The 19,378-nt window shown below is 75.2% G+C and carries 11 protein-coding genes, 5 pseudogenes and 1 riboswitch; of the genes and pseudogenes, 9 read left to right on the forward strand and 7 right to left on the reverse strand.

The genetic code is table 11. The features are described 5' to 3' along the window. The 9 genes and pseudogenes from FF86_RS03125 to FF86_RS03150 form a co-directional block, all read left to right on the forward strand. Nucleotides 1-1,823, forward strand: a 1,823-nt coding sequence (locus tag FF86_RS03125; RefSeq protein WP_044884353.1) for an SDR family NAD(P)-dependent oxidoreductase, incomplete at its 5' end; no start/stop codon positions are given. Beyond that, the coding region (locus FF86_RS39250) for a beta-ketoacyl synthase N-terminal-like domain-containing protein (RefSeq protein WP_304438091.1) at nucleotides 1,816-4,143 on the forward strand (2,328 nt) is incomplete at its 3' end. The genes FF86_RS03125 and FF86_RS39250, both read left to right, overlap by 8 nt. 1 nt (nucleotide 4,144) lies before the next feature. Continuing rightward, nucleotides 4,145-5,571 (forward strand): annotated as a pseudogene (locus FF86_RS39255) (beta-ketoacyl synthase); the annotation flags it as partial. Between the two features lie 465 nt (nucleotides 5,572-6,036). Continuing rightward, nucleotides 6,037-7,017, forward strand: coding sequence for a 4'-phosphopantetheinyl transferase family protein (locus FF86_RS39260; protein WP_396229751.1), 981 nt, complete (start codon nucleotides 6,037-6,039; stop codon nucleotides 7,015-7,017). A gap of 12 nt (nucleotides 7,018-7,029) precedes the next feature. Continuing rightward, nucleotides 7,030-7,374, forward strand: a complete 345-nt coding sequence (locus FF86_RS03135) for a phosphopantetheine-binding protein (RefSeq protein ID WP_044884351.1) — start codon at nucleotides 7,030-7,032, stop codon at nucleotides 7,372-7,374. Between the two features lie 113 nt (nucleotides 7,375-7,487). Continuing rightward, nucleotides 7,488-8,080 (forward strand): alpha/beta fold hydrolase (locus tag FF86_RS03140; RefSeq protein WP_242418082.1); only part of this gene is annotated, 593 nt, incomplete at its 3' end. Nucleotide 8,081: 1 nt separating this feature from the next. Beyond that, nucleotides 8,082-8,390 (forward strand): annotated as a pseudogene (locus FF86_RS39265) (alpha/beta fold hydrolase); the annotation flags it as partial. A 10-nt stretch (nucleotides 8,391-8,400) separates the two neighbouring features. Then, nucleotides 8,401-9,591 (forward strand): glycosyltransferase, encoded by a 1,191-nt coding sequence (locus tag FF86_RS03145; RefSeq protein ID WP_044884349.1) that lies wholly within the window; start codon nucleotides 8,401-8,403, stop codon nucleotides 9,589-9,591. Between the two features lie 52 nt (nucleotides 9,592-9,643). Further along, nucleotides 9,644-11,342: class I SAM-dependent methyltransferase (locus tag FF86_RS03150; protein WP_242418083.1), on the forward strand; the 1,699-nt coding region annotated here is incomplete at its 3' end. A gap of 376 nt (nucleotides 11,343-11,718) precedes the next feature. On the opposite strand, the gene tenA is transcribed toward FF86_RS03150, so the two are convergent. From tenA to FF86_RS03180, 7 genes and pseudogenes are all read right to left on the reverse strand, one after another. Next, the coding region (gene tenA, locus FF86_RS03155) for a thiaminase II (RefSeq protein WP_206778886.1) at nucleotides 11,719-12,404 on the reverse strand (686 nt) is incomplete at its 5' end. Between the two features lie 191 nt (nucleotides 12,405-12,595). Next, nucleotides 12,596-13,152, reverse strand: a pseudogene (locus FF86_RS39270) (ABC transporter substrate-binding protein); the annotation flags it as partial. Between the two features lie 18 nt (nucleotides 13,153-13,170). Next, nucleotides 13,171-13,513, reverse strand: a pseudogene (locus FF86_RS39280) (ABC transporter substrate-binding protein); the annotation flags it as partial. After that, nucleotides 13,510-14,283, reverse strand: a complete 774-nt coding sequence (locus FF86_RS03165) for an ABC transporter permease (RefSeq protein ID WP_242418084.1) — start codon at nucleotides 14,281-14,283, stop codon at nucleotides 13,510-13,512. The gene FF86_RS03165 and the pseudogene FF86_RS39280, both read right to left, overlap by 4 nt. Next, a complete protein-coding gene (locus tag FF86_RS03170; protein WP_055406793.1) occupies nucleotides 14,280-15,104 on the reverse strand; it encodes an ABC transporter ATP-binding protein in 825 nt (274 codons plus the stop codon). Before FF86_RS03170 ends, FF86_RS03165 begins: the two co-directional genes overlap by 4 nt. A gap of 439 nt (nucleotides 15,105-15,543) precedes the next feature. After that, nucleotides 15,544-15,668, reverse strand: a riboswitch (TPP riboswitch). A gap of 547 nt (nucleotides 15,669-16,215) precedes the next feature. Beyond that, nucleotides 16,216-16,698: pseudogene (locus FF86_RS64875) on the reverse strand (type IV toxin-antitoxin system AbiEi family antitoxin domain-containing protein); the annotation flags it as partial. A gap of 94 nt (nucleotides 16,699-16,792) precedes the next feature. Beyond that, complete coding sequence (locus FF86_RS03180; RefSeq protein WP_242418126.1) at nucleotides 16,793-19,198, reverse strand: hypothetical protein; 2,406 nt, start codon at nucleotides 19,196-19,198, stop codon at nucleotides 16,793-16,795. Between the last annotated feature and the right edge of the window lie 180 nt (nucleotides 19,199-19,378).

Consider the following 19,378-nt stretch of genomic DNA (forward strand, 5'->3'; position numbering starts at 1 on the left):
TGGTGGAGGCGGGTTCGGGGGAGTTGGACGAGGAGGTCGTCGAGGAGCTGGCGGCGATCAAGACCGTCCGCGGCATCGTCGACTGGATCGTCGGTTCGACCGCCGGCGGGACCGAGCCCAGCGCTTCCACCGCCGCGGCGGCGCTGACCGGCGGGTCGCCCGTAGCCGTCGGGTCGCCCGTAGCCGTCGGGTCTTCCCCAGCCGTCGGGTCTTCCCCGGACCTCGGGTCCGCTGTGGTCGGCGATCCGGTCGGGGCGATTCCGCTGCGGCGCTTCGTCGTCGAGCCGGAGATCCTGCCCGCGCCGGCCGGCGCGGCGCCGACCGACCTCGCCGGCTCCCGCTTCCTGCTGGTGGAGGGCGGTCTCGGGGTCGGCCTGGCGCTCGCCACCCGGCTGGAGCAGGCGGGCGCCGAGGCGCGGATCCTCGCCGCCGACGACGCCGGCCTCGTCGACCAGATCCGGGCTGGGGCCGGCGCCGACGGTCTCGTCTGGATCGCCTCCGCCGACCCGGGCGCGGACGAGCACGCGATCCTGCCCGGTGCGTTCCCAGCCCTGCGGGCCGCGGCCCTGGGCGGCAGCCGGCGGGTGCTCATCGCCACCGGCAACGGCGGGCGGTTCGGCCGTGCCCGCGCCACCGCCACCGCCACCGGCGCGCCGGCCGACCCGAGCGCGGTCGACGCCCTGGAGCACGCCCGACGCGCTGACGCCGGGGAGTTCGTCGTCCGCCCGACCCCGGGCGCGGGGCTCGCCGGCCTCGTCCGCACGATCGCCCGGGAGGTGCCCGGCCTGGCGCTGCGCCTCGTCGACGTCGAGCCGAAGGACGAGCCCCGCCGGATCGCGGACAGCCTGCTCGCCGAGCTGCTCACCCCGGGTGGGCCGCTGGTCGTCGGCTACCGGGAGGGGGCGCGAGCCACCCTGCGGGTACGGCCCGCGGGTGCCGGGGGGGCCGGCAGCCTGCCGGCCGGGCTGGGCCCGTCCTCGGTCGTGCTGCTCACCGGCGGCGCCCGGGGCATCACCGCGGCGGTCGCCGTCGAGCTCGCCCGGCGCAGCGGCTGCACCGTCGAGCTGATCGGGCGCACCCTGCCGCCCGCGGGGCCCGAGGATCCCGCCACCGCGGGCGCGGCCGACGCCCCGGCGCTGCGCCGCGCGCTGATCGAGACCGGCGTCCGCCGCCCGGCCGAGATCGAGGCTCGGGTCTCCCGACTGCTCGCCGAGCGGGAGGTGCGGGCGACGCTGGCGACCCTGCGCGGGCTGGCGTCCTCGGTGCGTTACCACGCGGTGGACGTGCGCGACGGCGCGGCCGTCGCCGCGGTGGTGGCCGACGTCTACGCCCGCCACGGTCGCCTCGACGGGCTCGTGCACGGCGCGGGCGTCCTCGCCGACCGGCTGTTGCGCGACAAGACGCCCGAGTCGTTCGACCGGGTCTACCGAACGAAGGTCGACGGCGCCCGGGCCCTGCTCGCCGCGGTCCGCGACGACGTCGGCTTCGTCGCCCTGTTCGGCAGCGTCGCGGGGGTGTTCGGCAACCGGGGTCAGGCCGACTACGCCGCCGCGAACGACGCCCTCGACACGCTCGCGGGTGCGGCGGCGGGGCGCTTCGCCGGCCGGATCGTCAGCGTCGACTGGGGCCCCTGGGCGTCGCCGGCCGCCGCGGGCGGCGGGATGGTCTCCGCGGAGCTCGCCCGCGAGTACGCCCGCCGCGGCATCGGCCTGATCGACCCGGCCGACGGCGTCGCCGCGCTGCTGAGCGAGCTGGCGGGCCCGCCCGACGGTCCGGCGCAGGTCGTCTACATGTGCGCCGAGGCGGAGGCGTTCGATGCGTGACCCCGGGGGCGGGTCCGGGGCGCCGCCGATCGCCGTGGTGGGGATGTCCGCGCTGTTCCCGGGCGCCGGCGACCTCGACACGTTCTGGCGCAACATCGTTGGCGGGGTCGACGCGATCCGGGCGCTCCCGCGGGATCGCTTCGACGTCGACGACTACTTCCCGCCCGAGCGGCCGCTCGCCGCGCCGGGCACGCGGCGGGGCGCGGGTACCGACGCGGCTCCGGCCGGTGCGGCGGACGGCTTCTACTGCCGGCGCGGCGGTTTCGTCGACGAGTTCGCGACGTTCGACCCGACGGCGTTCGGCATCGTCCCCAACGCCGTCGACTGGGCCGAGCCGGACCAGCTGCTGGCGCTGCGGCTCGCCGCCGAGGCGATCACGGACGCCGGTGGGCCCAACGGGCTCGGCGACGCCGAGCGGGTGGGCGTCGTCCTCGGCCGCGGCGGCTACGTGGGGTCCGGGGTGGCCCGGCTCGAGCAGCGGGTACGCACCTCCCGCCAGCTCGTCACCACCCTGCGCGAGGTCCTGCCGGACCTGCCCGCCGACGCGGTCGAACGCGTCCGCGAGGCGTTCGTCGCGCAGCTCGGTCCGGCCCGCCCGGAGGCGTCGATCGGCCTGGTGCCCAACCTCGCCGCGTCCCGCATCGCGAACCGGCTCGACCTGCGCGGTCCCGCCTACACGGTGGACGCGGCCTGCGCGTCGTCGCTCATCGCCGTCGAGATGGCGATGCGTGATCTCGGCTCCGGCCGCACCGACACGATGATCGTCGGCGGTGCCCACCTCGTCCACGAACCGTCGTTCTGGAGCGTGTTCTCCCTGCTGCGGGCGCTGTCGCCGAGCGAGGCGATCCGCCCGTTCGACCGGCGGGCGGACGGCATCCTCATCGGCGAGGGCGTCGGCATGCTGGTGCTGCGCCGGCTCGCCGACGCCCGCCGCGACGGCGACCGGATCTACGCGGTGTTGCGCGGGGCCGGCACGTCGAGCGACGGCCGCTCCGCCTCCCTGATGGCCCCCGCCGCCGACGGGCAGACCCTCGCCGTGCGGCGCGCCTGGGCGGACGCCGGGCTCGACCCGACGGCACCCGGCGCGATCGGCCTGGTCGAGGCGCACGGCACGGCCACCCCGACCGGCGACGCCGTGGAGCTCGCGACCCTGGGCCGGATCTTCGGCACGGCGGCCGCAGCCGGTACGGGCGGCGCGGGACGCGCGGACATCGGCATCGGCTCGGTCAAGTCCATGATCGGCCATGCGATGCCGGCGGCGGGCGCGGCCGGGCTGATCAAGACCGCGCTCGCCCTGCACCACCGGGTGCTGCCGCCGACGCTGCACTGCGACGAGCCGCACGCCGCCTTCGCCGGCAGCCGGTTCGCGCCAGTGCGGGCGGCGACCGACTGGGACACCCCGGCGGGCGGCGGTCCCCGGCGCGCCGGCGTCAACGCCTTCGGTTTCGGCGGCATCAACGCCCATCTCGTCGTCGAGGAGGCACCGCCGACCGCCCCGGTGACCCTGGCCCACACCTTCCCCGCCCCCCCGCCGGCTGACCCTGCGCGGGTGGCCGATCCGGACGCGGAGGCGGTCCTGTTGCTCGCCGGGAGCAGCCCGGCGGAGCTGCTCGCCCAGCTCGACGTCGACGACGCGGAGCTGCTCGACCGGGACGACGCGGCGAGCCCGCCGGCCGGCGGCCCCTGGCGGCTCGCCCTGGTCGCGCCGACCCCGCGCCGGCTCGCCCTGGCCCGGACGGTCGTGGGGCGGGGCAACCCGTGGCGGGGCCGCAACGACCTGTGGTTCACCCCGGCCGGCCTGCTCGACCCCGCCCGGCCCGACGGGACGCCCGCCGGGCGGACGGCGTTCCTGTTCTGCGGCCTGGAGGACAAGTTCTCCCCGCGCATCGACGACGTCTGCGCGCACTTCGGGCTCGTCCGCCCGGCCCTCGACGACACCGGGCTGCTCGGCCGGCACGGCGTCGCGAGCGTCGAGGTGGGGCGGATCCTCGACGAGGCGCTGCGACGCCTCGGGATCGTCCCGGACCTCGTCGGCGGGCACAGCATCGGCGAGTGGAACGCGATGATCAGCGGTGGGCTCATCACCGGCGAGTCCACCGACGCCTTCATCGCCGGCTTCGACCCGGCCGCACTGGAGGTGCCCGGGGTCGTCTTCGGGGCACTGGGCTGCGGCGCCGGGCGGGCCGCCGAGGTCATCGCCGATCTCGGCGACGTCGTCGTCTCCCACGACAACTGCCCGCACCAGTCGATCATCTGCGGGCGCGAGGAGAGCGTGCGCACCGCGCTCGAGCGGCTGCGCCGCGACGGCGTGCTCGGGCAGNTCCTGCCGTTCCGTTCCGGCTTCCACTCCCCGTTCCTGGAGCCCTACCTGGACCGGCTGCGGACCAACCTCGCCGACGTCACCCTCGCCGAGGCGACGATCCCGATCTGGTCGGCGACGACGGTCGCGCCCTACCCGCGCGACCACGACGCCGTCCGGGCGCTCGCCCTGCGTCACCTCGTCGAGCCTGTGCGGTTCCGGGAGCTCGTCCGCCGGCTGCACGACACCGGCGTGCGCGCCTTCGTCCAGGTCGGCGTGGGCAGCGTCGCCGGGTTCGTCGACAACACGCTGCCCGGTCACGATCACGTCGCGCTGGTCACGAACTCCCCGAAGCGTTCCGGGCTGGACCAGTTGCGCCGCGTGGCCGCCGCGCTGTGGGTGGAGGGCGCGGCCCCGCGGCTCGATCTGCTGCCCTGCCGGACCCGCCCCGAGCGGCCCGCCACCCCGGTGACGGTGCCGGCCAGCGAGCCGACCCCGTCCCCCGCGCAGGCCCTGACCCCGACGCCCTCCGCCGGGAGGGCCATCGAGCTGCCGCGGCGCCGGGGCACCCCTGTCCGGCTGAACCTCGGCACGCCGCTGGTGCGCCTCGGACCCGCGGCCGCCGATCTTCTGGGCTCGGCCCTCCCTGTCCTGGATCTCCCTGTCCCGGCCCTCCCTGGCTCGGATCTCCCTGTCCCGGCCCTCCCCGGCCCGGCCCTCCTGGGACCGGATCACCTGGATCCGGCTCTCCCGGCTGTGGGCGCCGCCGGCAGCCATCCGGTTCTCGACGAGCTGCGTGCGGCGCTGGCCGACGCCGGTGCGGTGATGTCCACGGTCGTCGACCGGTGGGCACTCGGCCCCACCGCCCCGCGGGGCGCGCCACCACGACGGCGCGGCGGCCCCGCGGCCGGCGGGATGGGCACCGTGCCCGCGTCCGGTGGGTCCGGTGGCGTGCCGGCGCCCCGCGGAGCGGGCGCCACCGCCTCCTGGGGTCCCGGCGCGTCCGAGCCTGCCAGCCACGCCGAGCCTGCCAGCCACGCCGAACCCGCCAGCCGCGACGCGGCCGCCTCCGGCGGCGGCCTGGCACTCGGGCCGCGGACCGTCCGTCGCCGGTTGTCGCTGGAGTCGATGCCGCACATCATCGACCACTGCTTCTACCGCCAGCCGCCGGGTTGGCGCGACCTGTCCGACCTGTTCCCGGTCGTGCCGATGACCGAGGTGCTCGAACTCATGATCGCGCAGGCCGCGGCGCTGATGCCGGGGCGGGTGCCGATCGGCATCCGGGACGTCCGGGCGCTGCGTTGGCTCGCGATCGAGCCCGCCGTGGAGGTGTCGGTCATCCTCACCCCGGCGGGGCCGGACGCGGTCCGGGTGACCATGGAGGGCTACGCCCGCGGCACGGTCGTGTTCGCCGACGGCTACCCGCCGTCCCCGCAGACGACGGCAGCCNCCGCGGACCTGCCGGCGGGCCCGACCGGGCCGATCCTGCCCGGCGAGCAGCCATCCCGCCACCAGGGCAGCGATCTCTACGGCGGTCACTTCCTCTTCCACGGCCCCGGATACCAGGGCATCCACCGCATCGAGGCGATCGCCGCGGCCGGCATCCGCGGGCGGCTGCGGGTGCCGGCCGCGTCCGGCGCGCTGCTGGACAACGCCGGGCAGCTCTTCGGCTACTGGGCGATGGAGAACCTGCCCGCGGACTCGCTGCTGCTGCCGCAGTCCCTGTCCGACCTGCGCTTCTACGGTCCGGCGCCGGTGGCGGGCGACCTGGTCGACTGTGTCGTGCGGATCCGGCAGGTCGCGGAACGGACGGTGACCGCCGACCTCGAGCTGCGCCGGCTCGACGGGTCGCTCTGGGCGGTCGTGTCGGCCTGGACCGATCGGCGTTTCGCCAACGACGACGTGCTCTGGGCGATGGTCCGCGCCCCGGAGCTGCACACCGTGGCCCAGCCCTCGGGCGAGGGCTGGGTGGTCGCGCTCGACCGCTGGTCCGATTCGGCCTCGCGCGAGCTGATCGTGCGCCACTACGCCGACTCCGCCGACCGGGCCCGGCTCGCGGGCCTCAACCCGCGGGCGGCGCGCGGCTGGCTGCTGGGGCGCATCGCCGTCCAGGACGCCGTCCGGCGCTGGCTGTGGGCGCGCGGTGCGGGGCCCGTCTGGGGGATCGAGGTCCGGATCGAGCACGACGGGCTGGGCGCCCCGCTGGTCGGCGCCCTGCCGGCGCGGCCGGGCATCCCGGCCGGCGACCCCCCGCGGGTGTCCCTCGCGCACAAGCCGGAGCTGGCGGTGGCGCTGGTGTCCGCGGACGGGCCGGTCGGCATCGACATCGAGCAGATCGTCGTTCGGGCGCCCGGCGTCGAGCTGGCGGCGCTCGCCCCGGTCGAACGCGACCTGCTCGACCGGGTCGCTGGCGACGATCCGGGACGCCGGGCGCTGTGGTTCACCCGGCTGTGGGCGGCGAAGGAGGCGGCGGCGAAGGCCGAGGGCACCGGGCTCGCGGGCCGACCGCGCCAGTTCGTCGTCGACGGCCCGCACCGGCCCGGACGGGCCTGGGCCGCGGCCGACTGGGCCGGGCACGCTCCGCCCGAACTGGTCCGGGTCACCGTCTACGGGGATGGTCCGGACGGGCCGCTCCCGCGGGGCTCCCGGTGGGTGGCATTGCGTACGGTGGACGCCTCCGGCCGGATCCGGCCGGAAGGCGGCGCACCCGGGGCCCCCGAGCCGGACTCGGGCGGCGCCGACGGCCGGGCCGTGGCGAGGGACGTGCGTTCCGCCACCGTCATCGGTCAGGTTGCTGCGCGTGACGGCGCCCCCGCCCGGCGGGCCGGCGCCGCGACCTATGTGGTCGCCTGGACCTCCCCCGAGGTCGAGGCAAACGGCCTTCCCAGCGAGTAAGGAGTAGCGATCATGTCTGTTCAGGAGACGGCGGGACCGGGCGGCGCGGGCCGGGCGGAGACCGAGACGCGGGTGCTCGGCGAGGTCACCGAGGACCTGCGCGAGGTCATCGGCGAGGAATACGTGATCGACATGGACATCACCATGGAGACCACGTTCAGCCAGGACCTGGAGCTGGAGAGCATCGAGTTCGTGGCGCTCGCCGACCGGCTGCGGGAGCGCTACGGCGAGGCCGTCGACTTCGTCGGTTTCCTCGCCAGGATGGACGTCGACCAGGTGATCAACATGCGGGTCGGTGAGGTCGTCCAGTTCATCGTCGACAGCCTGCCGGCGCCCGCGACCGCCGGGTCGGCCTGACGGCCGCTCGGNGCATCCGGTCTCGACCGGCGATCCGCATCCGACCGGCGATCCGCATCCGATCCGGCATCCGCATCCGACCCGGCATCCATATCGACAAGGAGGCAAGGCCCGTGGCAGAGGTCATCGCGAACGGCGTCCGCCTGCATGTGCAGCGGCTCGAACCCCGCGGGGGCGCGTCCGCGGACTCGCCGATCGTCGTCATGGTGCACGGCATGGTGATGGACAACATCTCCAGCTTCTACTTCTCGCTGGGTACCTGCCTGGCCGACGCCGGCTGCGACGTCATCTGCTACGACCTGCGCGGCCACGGCCGCAGCGAGCGCACCCGCGGCGGCTACCGCCTCGCCGACTCGATGGCCGACCTCGCCGGGCTGCTCGACGCCCTCGGGGTGGACCGCCCGGTGCACGTCGTCGGCAACAGCTACGGTGCGACGCTGGCCCTGGCGTTCGGGTTGGAGTTCACCGCTCGGGTCGCGAGCCTGACGCTCATCGAGCCGCCGTTCCTCATCGAGGGCCTGGGCGAGGAGATGGCCCGCTCGCTGAGCCAGATCCTCGTCGCGATGACCGACGACGAGGTCGAGGAGTGGCTGGACAACGGCGCCGGCCGGGCGATCACCAAGGCCACCCGGGCCGCCCAGCGGCTGCTGTCCGACACGACGATCGCCACCGACATGCTGGCGACGCCGGCGTTCTCCGCCGAGGCNCTCGCCGCGCTGCCGATTCCGGTGCTCGCCGTCTACGGGGAGAACTCCGACATCATCGGGCAGGCCGCCGGGCTCGCCGCCCTCGTCCCCGAGTGCACCCTGATCGTGCTGGAGCACCACACCCACATGGTGCTGCGCGAGGCCACCGGCTACCTGCGCGACCTGCTGCGCTGGTGGCTGTTCGACCGGCGCACGCCACCCCCGCCCTACGTGCGCCCGACCGAGCGACGCTTCGTCACCCCCGAGTGGGTGACGCAGATGGTGCCGCCGCCCGACCTGAACACCGGGCGCCGCCCGGCGGTGGGCTGAGGAGCCGGCCGTGAGCCGCGTCCTGTTTGTCGTGCCGCCGCTGACCGGGCACGTGAACCCGGCCGTGGGGATCGCCGGGGAGCTCGCCGACCGCGGTCACAATGTGGCCGTCGCCGGCCACGCGGGGGTGATCGGCGGGCTGGTCCCGCCGGGGCTGCCGCTGCTGGCGCTGCCGGAGACACTCAGCGAGGCCGATCGCGCCGACATCGTCGCCCGCTCCCGGGCGCTGCGCGGCCCGGCGTCGCTGAAGTTCCTGTGGGAGGACTTCCTGCTGCCGCTGGCCGCAGCGATGGAGCCGGCGGTGGACGCGGTCGTCGACGAGTTCCGCCCGGATGTAATGGTCATCGACCAGCAGGCGGTCGGTGCGGCTCTGGTCGCCCGTCGCCGGCGGCTGCACTGGGCCACTCTCGCCACGACGTCGGCCGAGTTCGACGACCCGTACGGGGTGCTGGCCGGGCTCGGGCAGTGGGTCGCCGACCTGCTGCGGGACTTCCAACTCGCCCGCGGCGTGTCCGCCGACGAGGCCGCCGCCGGCGACCTGCGGTTCTCCGATGAGCTCACCCTCGTCACGTCCGTGCGGGAGCTGCTGCGCAACCCCGACGTGCCCCGCCATGTCGCCTTCGTCGGCAGCGCGGTCGGCCGGCGGGCGCAGACCGCCTCCTTCCCCTGGGAGTGGCTCGACCCGGACCGCGAGGCGGTGCTCGTCTCCCTCGGCACGGTGACCCGGGAGGCCGGCGGGCGGTTCCTGCGGGCCGCCGCGGAGGGCCTGCTGGGCCTGGCGGGACGGGTGCAGGCCGTCATCGTCGCCCCGCCCGGCCTCGTCGACGACCTGGCCGACGCCGCCCCCGACGACCTGCTCGTCGCCCCGTTCGTGCCGCAGGTCGAGCTGATGCCGAAGCTGTCCGCGGTGGTCTGCCACGCCGGCAACAACACGGTCTGCGAGGCGCTGTCCCGCGGTGTCCCGCTGGTCGTCGCCCCGGTCCGCGACGATCAACCGATCATCGGCGAGCAGGTCGTGCGCAGCGGCGCGGGTTTACGGATCAAGTTCGGCCGAGCCGGACCGGCGGCCGTGCGCGCCGCGGTGACGTCCCTGCTCGACGATCCCGGCCACCGCCAGGCCGCCGGGCGGCTGCGCGACGCCTTCGCCGCGGCGGGAGGGGTTGCGGCCGCCGCGGACCGGCTTGAGAAACTCGCCGCATGACGTTTCGCCGGCGCGGTCGCGCCGCGGTCGGGCCGGTACGGGGCTGACCGCCGTGCTCGACTGGCTGCCGGTCCTGGTCTGCGTCGGCCTGCTCATCAACGGGGTGCGGCTGCGCGGCCGGCTGCGCCGCCTGGAGACCCTGCCCGCCTCCGGCCGGCCGGTGGATCCGTCGCACGAGTTCCTCGTCGCCGACGGGGTGCGGCTGACCGACAGCGGGCGGCGCGCGGCCAGCTACCACGCCAGCCGGGACAAGCTCGACGTCCTCGATCTCGTGCCCGCGGACCTGACCGTCGAACGCGCCCTCGACCTGGCCCGCATGGTCGACACCCGCACCTACCGCACCGACCGGTGCGTGCCCGGCCGCGGCGCCTTCCAGGCGCTGCTGGTTCGCTCGGAGATCCTCGACCGGGCCGGTATCACCCGCCGCGACGGCTTCGACCCGGTGGAGCTCGTCGACATCACCGAGCGGCTGAAGACCTTCGCGTCCGGATCGACCGACCTCGCCGTGCTGCCGGGGCTGCGTGCCGACCGGGAGGACGCGGCGATGCGCGTGCGGGTCCAGCAGCGCGCGTACCGATTCACCCGGCGCAACCAGCTTTTCCCGTTCGTGCCGCAGCTCGCCACCGCCATCGGCGTGCACGTCAACCGGCCGTGGGGACTCGCGGCCACGGCGTTGTTCTGGTTCCAGCCGTTCTTCGTCTGCGCCGGCCGGGTGCCGCTGTCCCCCCGCGACCTGATCCGCTCCCCGATCGTGCGCATCCTCAGCGGGCTGCTGTTCGTCATCGACTCGGTGCGCGCCGGTCGCGCGCAGGCCGCGCGGGCCGCCGAGGCCAAGGCCGCCGGGCTGCCCGCCGACCCGGTCAAGCACGCGAAGAAGCAGCGGACGGCGGCCAGCCGGGCCTCCTACGGCCGTGACGTCCGCGCCGGCCTGGCCCGGTTTCTGCGCCGCGCCCGCGCGGACTGTCCGTGGTGCGGTTCGGCGGAGCTGGCCACCCGGCTCGACTCGCCCGACATGTTCCTGCGCAAACCCGGCCGGTTCCGTCTCGACGGCTGCCGGCGCTGCGGGCACGTGTTCCTCAACCCGGCGCTGAGCCCCGCCGGCCGCGAGTTCTACGACCGGGACCGTTACGACGGCCTGCGCGCCGGGATCGCCGAGCAGGCGTTGGCGGTGATCGCCCGCGACCGCCGTGGACAGGCCGCCGCCGTGCGTCCGTTCACGGTCCCGCGCGCGTGGCTGGACGTCGGCTCCCGCTACGGCCACTTCCCGAACGCGGCCCGCGAGGTGTGGCCGGCGACGGTGTTCGACGGGGTCGACACGTTCGCTGGGCTGGACGAGGGCCTGCGGCGCGGCTGGCTCGACCATGCCCACCACGGCCGGCTGCCCGATGTCGTCGAGGCGGTCGCCGGTCGCTACGACGTCATCAGCATGTTCGGCTATCTGGAACGCGCCGACGACCCGTCCGCGGAGCTCGACGCCGTCGCCAAGGCGTTACCACCCGGCGGCCACGTGCTGTGCGAGCTGGCGAACGCCGAATGCCACCAGGCGCGCTGGCTCGGCCGGTTCTGGTCCGGCTGGGCGGTGCCGGAGCGGGCGCATCTCATCCCCGTCGACAACCTGCTAGCGGCGCTGGAGGACCGGGGGCTGCGGCCCGTCCTGGTGCGGTTCGCCGCCAGCCGCGGCCTCGGCGATCTCACCGCCGCCCTGCTGCTCGTCGTCACCGCCATCGCGCCGCGCCCCATGCCCTGGCTGCNCCAGGCTGCCGGCCCCGCCCACCTGGTGGCCTGGGGCGCCATGATGGCGGTGGTCAGCCCCCTGCTGATCACGGCCCGGCTCCTCGACCGGCTCGCCCGGCGCTACGTCCACGGCGCCGGCTTCGCGGGCACCTACCTGGTGATCGCCCGCAAGGAGGTCTGAGCCTCCCGAGCGGTTCCGTGGAGTGGCGATCAGCGCTGCGTCATACGTGGACTCCCAGCTCTCGGAACGGTGATCACACGAGTTCTGGCCGACGGCCTTTTCGAGGGCGTCGTCGGCGCACCTCAGCCACGGTCCAGTCCGCCACCGGCCCCAGCGGACGAACCATCACCATCGTCCGCATCTGACGCCGCGAGACACGGGTAGTAGATCTGTCAGATCGGCCAGGTCTCGCGGCGCCAGGCGGCGTCCCAGAACATCCACTCGTAGCGCGCCGTCACCGCGAAGTGTTCGGCGGCTCGCGACAGCTCCGGCGCCGATGCGTCCGCGCCCACCCGGTCGGTGAGGGCGACGACCCGGTCGGCCACCGCCTGGAATGCCGGGTCGCCGTAGGCGGCGATCCACCGGGCATACACCGGGTCGGGGGAGGAGTCGGCGAGCAGCCACGCGCCGACCCGGGCGTAGATCCAGTAGCACGGCAGCACCGCGGCGAGCCCCTCCAGGAAGGAGCCGCCGTAGACGGTCGCGAGCAGGTAACTGGTGTAGGCGCGGGTCGTCGGCGCGACCGTCGCCACCCCGCCCGCTGCCACCCCGCCCGTGGGAGTGGGGCCGGTGGGCGTGGGGCCGCCGAGAGCGTCGAGGAGGTCGGCGTGCATGGCCTGCTCGGCGGCGACCGCGTCGGCGGCGTCACTCGCGAGCGCCCGCACGTCGTCCTCGGTGGGCGCCTTCGCCGCGCACACGGCCAGGGCCCGCGCGTAGTCCCGCAGGTAGTGCGCGTCCTGGACGACGAAATGGCCGAACGCGGCCCGCGGCAGGCTGCCATCGGTGAGCCCGGTGAGGAACGGATGGCGCAGGATCGCCTCGTACACGTGCTCGGTGGAGGCCCACAGCCGCGCGCTGANGGACTGCGCCGCGGCGGCCGGGATGGCATCGGGCGTCATCGTGCTCACTGGTCTCGGAACGTGGATGGTCGGGCAGCGGCATCCGCGATGGTCATGGCTTGGGTAGGTAGGCGTTGGTGACGACGTCCGCCGTCGGGACGGTCGCCTTGATCAGGTCTTCGGCGCGCATCCAGGCGATGAACGACGTCCNGGCACCCGTGTCCATCCGGCCGAAACCGGCCGGGTTGCGCAGCAGCGGGGCCGTCGCCTCGACCATCTTCGGCAGCAGCTTGGGGTCGTAGCCGTCGGCGACGCCGGTGAGCGTCGTCGTGGCCTTCGCCGGGTCGTCGAGCGCCCGCGCGTTGCCGGCCGCCGTGGCGCGCAGGAAGTCGCGGACGAGCGCGGCATAGGCGGGGTCCTTGGCGAGCCGGCTGCGCCGGGCGACGATGACCAGTTCGTCGTACTGCGGCACCCCGGCCTCGGTCACCGGAATCACCTTCGGCGCGAGGCCGCGGTCGGCGAGGGTGACGCCCTCGACGTTGCGGTAGGCGCCGAGGGTGGCGGTCACCTTCTTGGAGATCATGGCGGGCAGCAGGTCGGCGCCGACGTCGACGCGGTGAATCGAAGTGCCGTCGAAGTGGTTGGCCTTCGCGATCGCGTCGAGGAAGGCCTCGTCGGTGCGCAGCCCCGAGGTGCCGACCGTGGCCCCGGCGAGGTCGGCGGGCTTCGTGATGCCGGCGGAGCCCACGGCCATGATCGAGTTCAGGGNGGTGGGGATGAGGGCGNCGACGGCGACGACGTCGAGCTTCTCGACCCCGGCGATGACCACCTCGGGTTCGTAGGAGATGCCCAGGTCGACGGTGCCGGTGCTGACGAGCTTGAGCGGGTCGGACGGGTCCGACGGCGAACGCAGGGTGACGTTCAGCCCGGCGGCGGCGTAGTCGCCGCCGTCCTGCGCCGAGTAGAGCGCGAGATGGTCCGGGTTGGGCTCCCAGTCGAGCAGCACCGTGGCGGCCCGGCGCTCGGCGCCGGACGAGCCGCCGGAGCCGCAGGCGGTGACGGCCGCGAGCGTGACGGCGGCGAGGGCGGCCGCCGTGATGGTCAGCCGGCGGGAGCGCGGCGCGATCATTGGTTGGTCCCTTCTCGGGTGGGATTGCGGTGCCAGGGGACGAGCAGCCGTTCGGCGCAGCTCACGAGTACGAACAGGACCACGGACATCGCGGTGAGCAGCACGATCGCGGCGAACACCAGCGCGGACTGGAGCTGGGGGACGCCCTGGCGCATCACGTGGCCGAGTCCGTCGGAGGCGCCCGAGTACTCGCCGAACACCGCGCCGGTCGCGGCGTAGGCGGCGGCCAGCCGCAGGCCGGTGAACACCGAGGGCAGCGCCGCCGGGAACTCCACCCGGGTGAAGATGGCGACCCGTCGACCGTGCAGCGTCCGCATCATCCGGACGAGCTCCGGATCGACCGAGGCGAGGCCGTCGAGGGTGCCGACCACCACCGGGAAGAAGCAGATGAGCGCCACCAGGATGAGCTTCGGGGTGATGCTGTAGCCGAAGATGATCGCCAGGATCGGGGCGAGGACGACGACCGGGACCGTCTGGGAGCCGATGAGCAGCGGGTACAGCGCTCGGCGGGCCGCGGCGGAGAAGTGCAGCGCGCAGCCGAGCGCGAGTCCGCCGGCGACCGAGATGGCGAAGCCGAGGACGATCTCCGTGCCGGTGACCCAGGTGGCGCTGCGCAGGGTGCTGTCCCACCGGTCGGCCAGCGTCGTCGCCACCTGGTCCGGTGCCGGCAGGATGTACTCCTCGACGTGCAGCACTCGGGTGACGAACTCCCAGGCGCCGAGCAGCGCGATGCCGACGAGGACGCTCGGCCACAACCGCGTCGCGGTCAACGGGCGCTCTCCAGGTGGGCGAGGACGGTGTCGCGCAGCGCGACGAAGTCGGGGTCGGCGAGCCGCGCCCGCCGCGCCGCGGCGCCGGTGCCGGCGTAGGGCGGCACGTCGACGGACGCGACGATCCGGCCGGGGCGGGCCGACATCACCACCACCCGGTCGCACAGCAGCAGCGCCTCCTCGACGTCATGGGTGACGAGCACGACGGTGCGGGGCTCGTCGGCGAGCATCGCGCGCAGCCAGTCCTGCAGGTCCGCCCGAGTGATCGAGTCGAGGGCGCCGAACGGCTCGTCGAGCAGCAGGACCGGCTTGTCCGCGGCCACCGTGCGCAGGAACGAGACCCGCTGGCGCATCCCGCCGGAGAGCTGCGCCGGCCGGTGGTCGGCGAACTCGGCGAGGCCGAACCGGTCGAGCAGCGGCCGGACGCGCCGCGACGCCTCCCGGCGGGTCAGGCCCTGGTTCTCCAGCGGGATGCGGGCGTTGGCGAGCACGCCGCGCCAGGGCAGCAACAGGTCGCGCTGGGGCATCCAGGCGCAGCGGGCCAGCCGCCCCGGCGCGTCTGCGGCGCCGAGGACGTCGATGGTGCCGGCGTCCGGGTCGGTCAGCCCGCAGATCATCGACAGCAGGGTCGACTTGCCGCACCCGCTCGGGCCGACGACGCCCAGGCGGCTGTCCGGGGGGACGGACAGGTCCGCGCCGGCCACCGCGGTGATGTCGCCGAACCGCTTCGCGACCCCACGGAGCTCCAGACCCGTTCCGGCCGACCGGCGGGGATCGGCGGGCGGCAGGGCCGTCGGCCGGCTCGATCGGCGTGCGAACACGACTTCTCCTCCTCCCTGAGCTACTGCCGTCTCCCTGAGCTACTGCGGTCCTACGGCGGCTACGAGCATGTGGACGACGGACGCGCGATGGTGNGCGACCGGCCGGCGTGGGCCGTCGTCGGGGGACGAACGCCGGGTCATGAGCGCCGGACGAGGTCCCGCCGGGTGGCGACCGGTCCGGCGGCGACTGGTTCGGCGGCGACTGGTTCGGCGGCCGGCCGCATGAGACCCCGGCCGGGTGCTTGCCCGGCCGAGTGGGACTGGCCGATCGGCCGCGGGACCGCGGCGGCCGGCCGCGCGGGACGCTAGCGCGCCGTCCCGCCGCCCGGGTCCGTCGCACCTGGTGGCGGTGCCGGCGGGCGGTAGGGCGCCGCCGGACGGCCCGGTGCCGGCGGGCACAGCAGCGCCCGCGAGCGGCCGATGGAGCCGATGGGAGCCGGACGCGCCACGGCCATCACTCCCTACGCCGGAATTACCCGGACAGGTTCAGGCGGTCGGCGGCACCGGGCTTCTGCCCAGCCGCCCTCTCAGCCTCCTCGGGTGGAAGCTCCCGCAACGTTCGCTCAAAGTTACGGCAAGATCAGGCCGCCGCCAACCCCTCCGGCCACCTGCGGTGGCCTCCTCGTCAGGAGGCCAGGGCCCGCTGGGGGTGATCCGTCGGCGGCACCCAGCCCCGTTCGCGCAGGGCCTCGGCGACGATGTCGGCGGCGTCGTCCGGCGCGGTCCGCAGCAGGTGCGCCGGCAACCGGACCAGGATGTCCTGACTGGGATCACGTTGGGTGATCAGCCGGTTCGCGGTCGGTTCGACCGCGACCTCGACCCGCACCCGCCACGGCTCGTAGCGCACGGTCAGCCGCGAGGTCGGCTCGTCCGCCGGACCCTCGACCCGATAGCCCGCCGGGGGCAGCTCGCGCCGCCGCTCGATCCGGCGGAACATGATCTCGGTGAGGTGCGGCGCGTCCGCGCCGAGCCGATCCAGCGTCTCGGCGATCAGCGTGCGCCGGCTGATCGGGCCGCGGCGGGACAACGCCTCGCGCAGGCCGCGGACGGTGACGATCTGTTGGCGCACTGCGTCGCAGAGGACGTCCTGCGCCAGGGCCCGGGACGCCGNCCACTCCGCCATGTCGATCAGGGACCGGGCCGGTGTGGTCCGCCGGGGCAGCCGGAGCGGGTCGATCTCGCTGGATTCCAGGCGCGCGCTGTGCCGTAGCAGTACCCCCGGCGGAGCGCTGACACGGCGGTCGGCCGGGATGAGCACGGTCACCGGCTGAGGGTCGTGGCCGACCAGCCCGGCGAGCGCCGCCGCACATCCGCCCGCGAGCACTGCATCCGGCCCGATGGCCTGCACTGCGACCCACAGGTGCTGCGGGCCGGTGGCGGGGTTGAGGTCGGTGATCAGGACGCCGCGGACGGGCTGCCGCCAGCGGCCGTCATCGAGGCGTCGGCGGATCTCGGTACGGGTGATGCCGGCGGCGACCGCGTCGCGGATTGTGATCACGCCGGCCTGGGGGGTGGCGATCTCCTGCCAGGAGAGTCGGCCAGGGTTATGGGCCATGAGAAGACGATGACGGTTGTTCTTCCGTTGGGCCAGCATCTTTTTTTGGTTGTGGATAACTGCGTGCCGTGTTCGCCGGCCACGCAGTGTTCGCCGGTTGGACGGGGCGCGCCGGTTGGACGGTGCGCGCCGGTCACGCCGGGTTCGGCGGCTGCCCGCTGAGGCGGCGCCGGCCCCTGCGCGGCGGCCTCCCCTCCTCGCGTGGCCGCCCGTCGGCCGGGGAGTCCTCCACGGGCCGCCCGGAGCCCCCGGCCTGCGGGCCCGGGCCCGACGCCGGCTGCACTCCGGTCGGCACCCAGCCGCCGGCCACCCGGCCGGGGCCGGGGACGGGGCCGGCAGGGTGGCCGGGCCGTGGCGGCGGTGGGGCCAGCCGGTAGGCCAGCTCCTCCGCGGCCACGGCGAGGCTCGGGTAGGCGTCGGGCGCCGCGGTGCCGATCGGACGCGGTCGGGCCCCATCCCGCCGGCCCGCCGCCCCACCGACCGGGAGCTGCGCCGACGGTGCGGGAGGCTCGGCGAGGGGGGTGGCGCCCGGCGCCCGGGGTGCCGCCTGCGCCCCCGCGGCCCCGGCGGCACCCCGGGCCGCCGACCAGCGGTCCACCGGCGAGACCCGGGGCAGCAGCACGGTGCCGGGGTTACAGTCGCCCGAGATCACCCGACCCGGCCCGTCGACCGGGCTGACCAGCAGGAAGGCGGTGGTCGGCAGGGTCTGCACGGTGGTGGGCTCAATGAGGAACTCATACACCCGCTGGGTGGTGCTGCCGTCGTTCGTCGAGTCGCTGACCGAGGTGTTCGTCGTGCGCTGCCAGGTCTGCGAGCGTGACGTCGTCACGGATTCCTGCCAGCCGGTGTTCGTGGAGGTGTTCTGCAGCCAGGGCAGCAGGCGGGTGCGGTCGTAGGTCCGACTCGACCCGCCGCTGGTGCCGGTGGTGTCGGAGGTGCCGTCGGAGTAGCCGACGCTGTCGCTGTCGCCCGTCGTGAAGCTCCGCCCGACCTGCGTGGTCACCTGGGACATGACGAACCTGTGACCGCGGCCGATGAACTCCGCCGCGGTTGTCGCGTCCTTGCCGTTGCCGAGCCGCATGATGATCGTCGATCCGCCCTGGCTGCCCAGGACCCGCTCGGCGTCGTCGGCGAGCCGTTCGAAGAGCAGCACGAGGCGTACCCCGGCGATCTCGGCGTGCCGGGCGAGGCCGCCCAGCACGGGTCGGCCGAGATGGTCCGCTCCGGCGACGACCAGCATGTCCCGCCCGGCGGCGGGGGCGAGCTCGCGGCGACGAAGCTGGTGGAGGACCGCCTGGATGACCAGCCGGTCGGCGAGCTCCTTGTGATGCGTCGACGACGTGCGGCTGGAGGTCGCCATCACCCGCAGCCCCTGGACGGGCCACCATGTCGCCAGCCGCCGCAGGCCGCCGGCGCCCGGCCCGCCGGCGATCGCCGCCCGTTGCGCGGCCACGGCCGAGGCGTCCGGCGGGCAGAGGGCCTCCAGCGAGGAACGCAGGTAACGCAGCTCGTCGGGGATCCGCTCGCCGCGGCCGAAGGCGTTCATCCGGCCGACGAGCGCACCGGCCTCGGCCGTCGACAACGCCGCGGCCGCCGTGCCGTCGTCGAGACCCTCCAGCACGCGCAGGCCCTCGGCGAGCCGGCGGAAGGTCAGCCGCTCGCCGAGGACCTGACCGACCGTGCTCACCAGGTCGGCGTGCAGCGCCCGGCGGTGATGGTCCTGATCGCCCTCGCGGGTCGGGCCGAAGGCGTCCGCCACGAGCTCGCCGGTCTCCCGCGGGCCGAGCCCGTCGAGCAGCGCGACCTCGTCGAGCTGGCGGGGCAGGTCCCAGGACTCGACGGGCCAGCGGGCCTGCCCGGCCAGCCGCGCCAACCCGCCGCCGACCGTCCGCTCGCTCAGGTCCACCAGCAGGATGCCGGTGCCGCCGGTGAGCACCGAGCAGCCGGCGGTGGCCAACAGGCTGGCCCAGCCGTTGCCGTCGCCGCCGAAGACGTCGACCCGCGGGGTCGCGGCCGGCGTCACGATGGGGAAGAAGCTGCTGGCGGCCTCCCGGCGCCGCTCGTCGGCCCGGATGTGCGCGTCGATCTCGGCCCGCCAGGACACCACCGCCTGCTCGTGGGCGGCGCGGGCGGTCGCCGTCGCCGTCGCCGTCCGGCGCCGGGCGCGCACCAGCCGCCGGTGGCGCACCAGCGGGGGCAGGCCGGCGAGCAGCGCGAGGACCAACCCGGCCGGCACGAAGAACAGCCCGCCCTCGGACGCCAGCAGCACCCCGAAGACGACGAAGGCCGCGGGTACCGGCAGCCGTTTCCACAGCGACCGCAGCGACCGGTCCCGCCGGGCGGCCAGCTCGGTCAGGTCGGGCAGCGCCGGTGGCGTCCAGACGGGGCGTTCGTCGGCGAGCGGGCTCGGCGTCGGCGGGCCGCCGTCGACGAACTCCCACCCCCAGCGTTCCCGAGGGACGAACAGTCCCTGGATGAGCTGGGCCTCCGCCGCCGTCAGGGCTGCGCCTCCCATCGTGACCCCCGCCAGTCGCGTCACGGCAGGACCTGGCCCGCCAGCCTGTGCATCGCCCGGCCCACCGCGCCGCCGTTGCTGGCGAGCACGCCCCGTGGCGAGACCAAATCCCTCCGTCTCCAGTATGGCGTCGAGTGTCCGTTCTGTCGCGTTCTGACGCCCGCGACCGCGGCCGCCGTTCCGTCACCCTGTTCGACGTGGCCG

The sequence above is a fragment of the Frankia sp. CpI1-P genome, from assembly GCF_001421075.1.
Taxonomy (GTDB): domain Bacteria; phylum Actinomycetota; class Actinomycetes; order Frankiales; family Frankiaceae; genus Frankia; species Frankia torreyi.

Coding starts and splice junctions, on each gene's coding strand:
- FF86_RS03135 (WP_044884351.1), top strand. CDS start 7,030: ATGTCTGTTCAGGAGACGGCGGGACCGGGCGGCGCGGGCCGGGCGGAG.
- FF86_RS39260 (WP_396229751.1), top strand. CDS start 6,037: ATGGTCCGCGCCCCGGAGCTGCACACCGTGGCCCAGCCCTCGGGCGAG.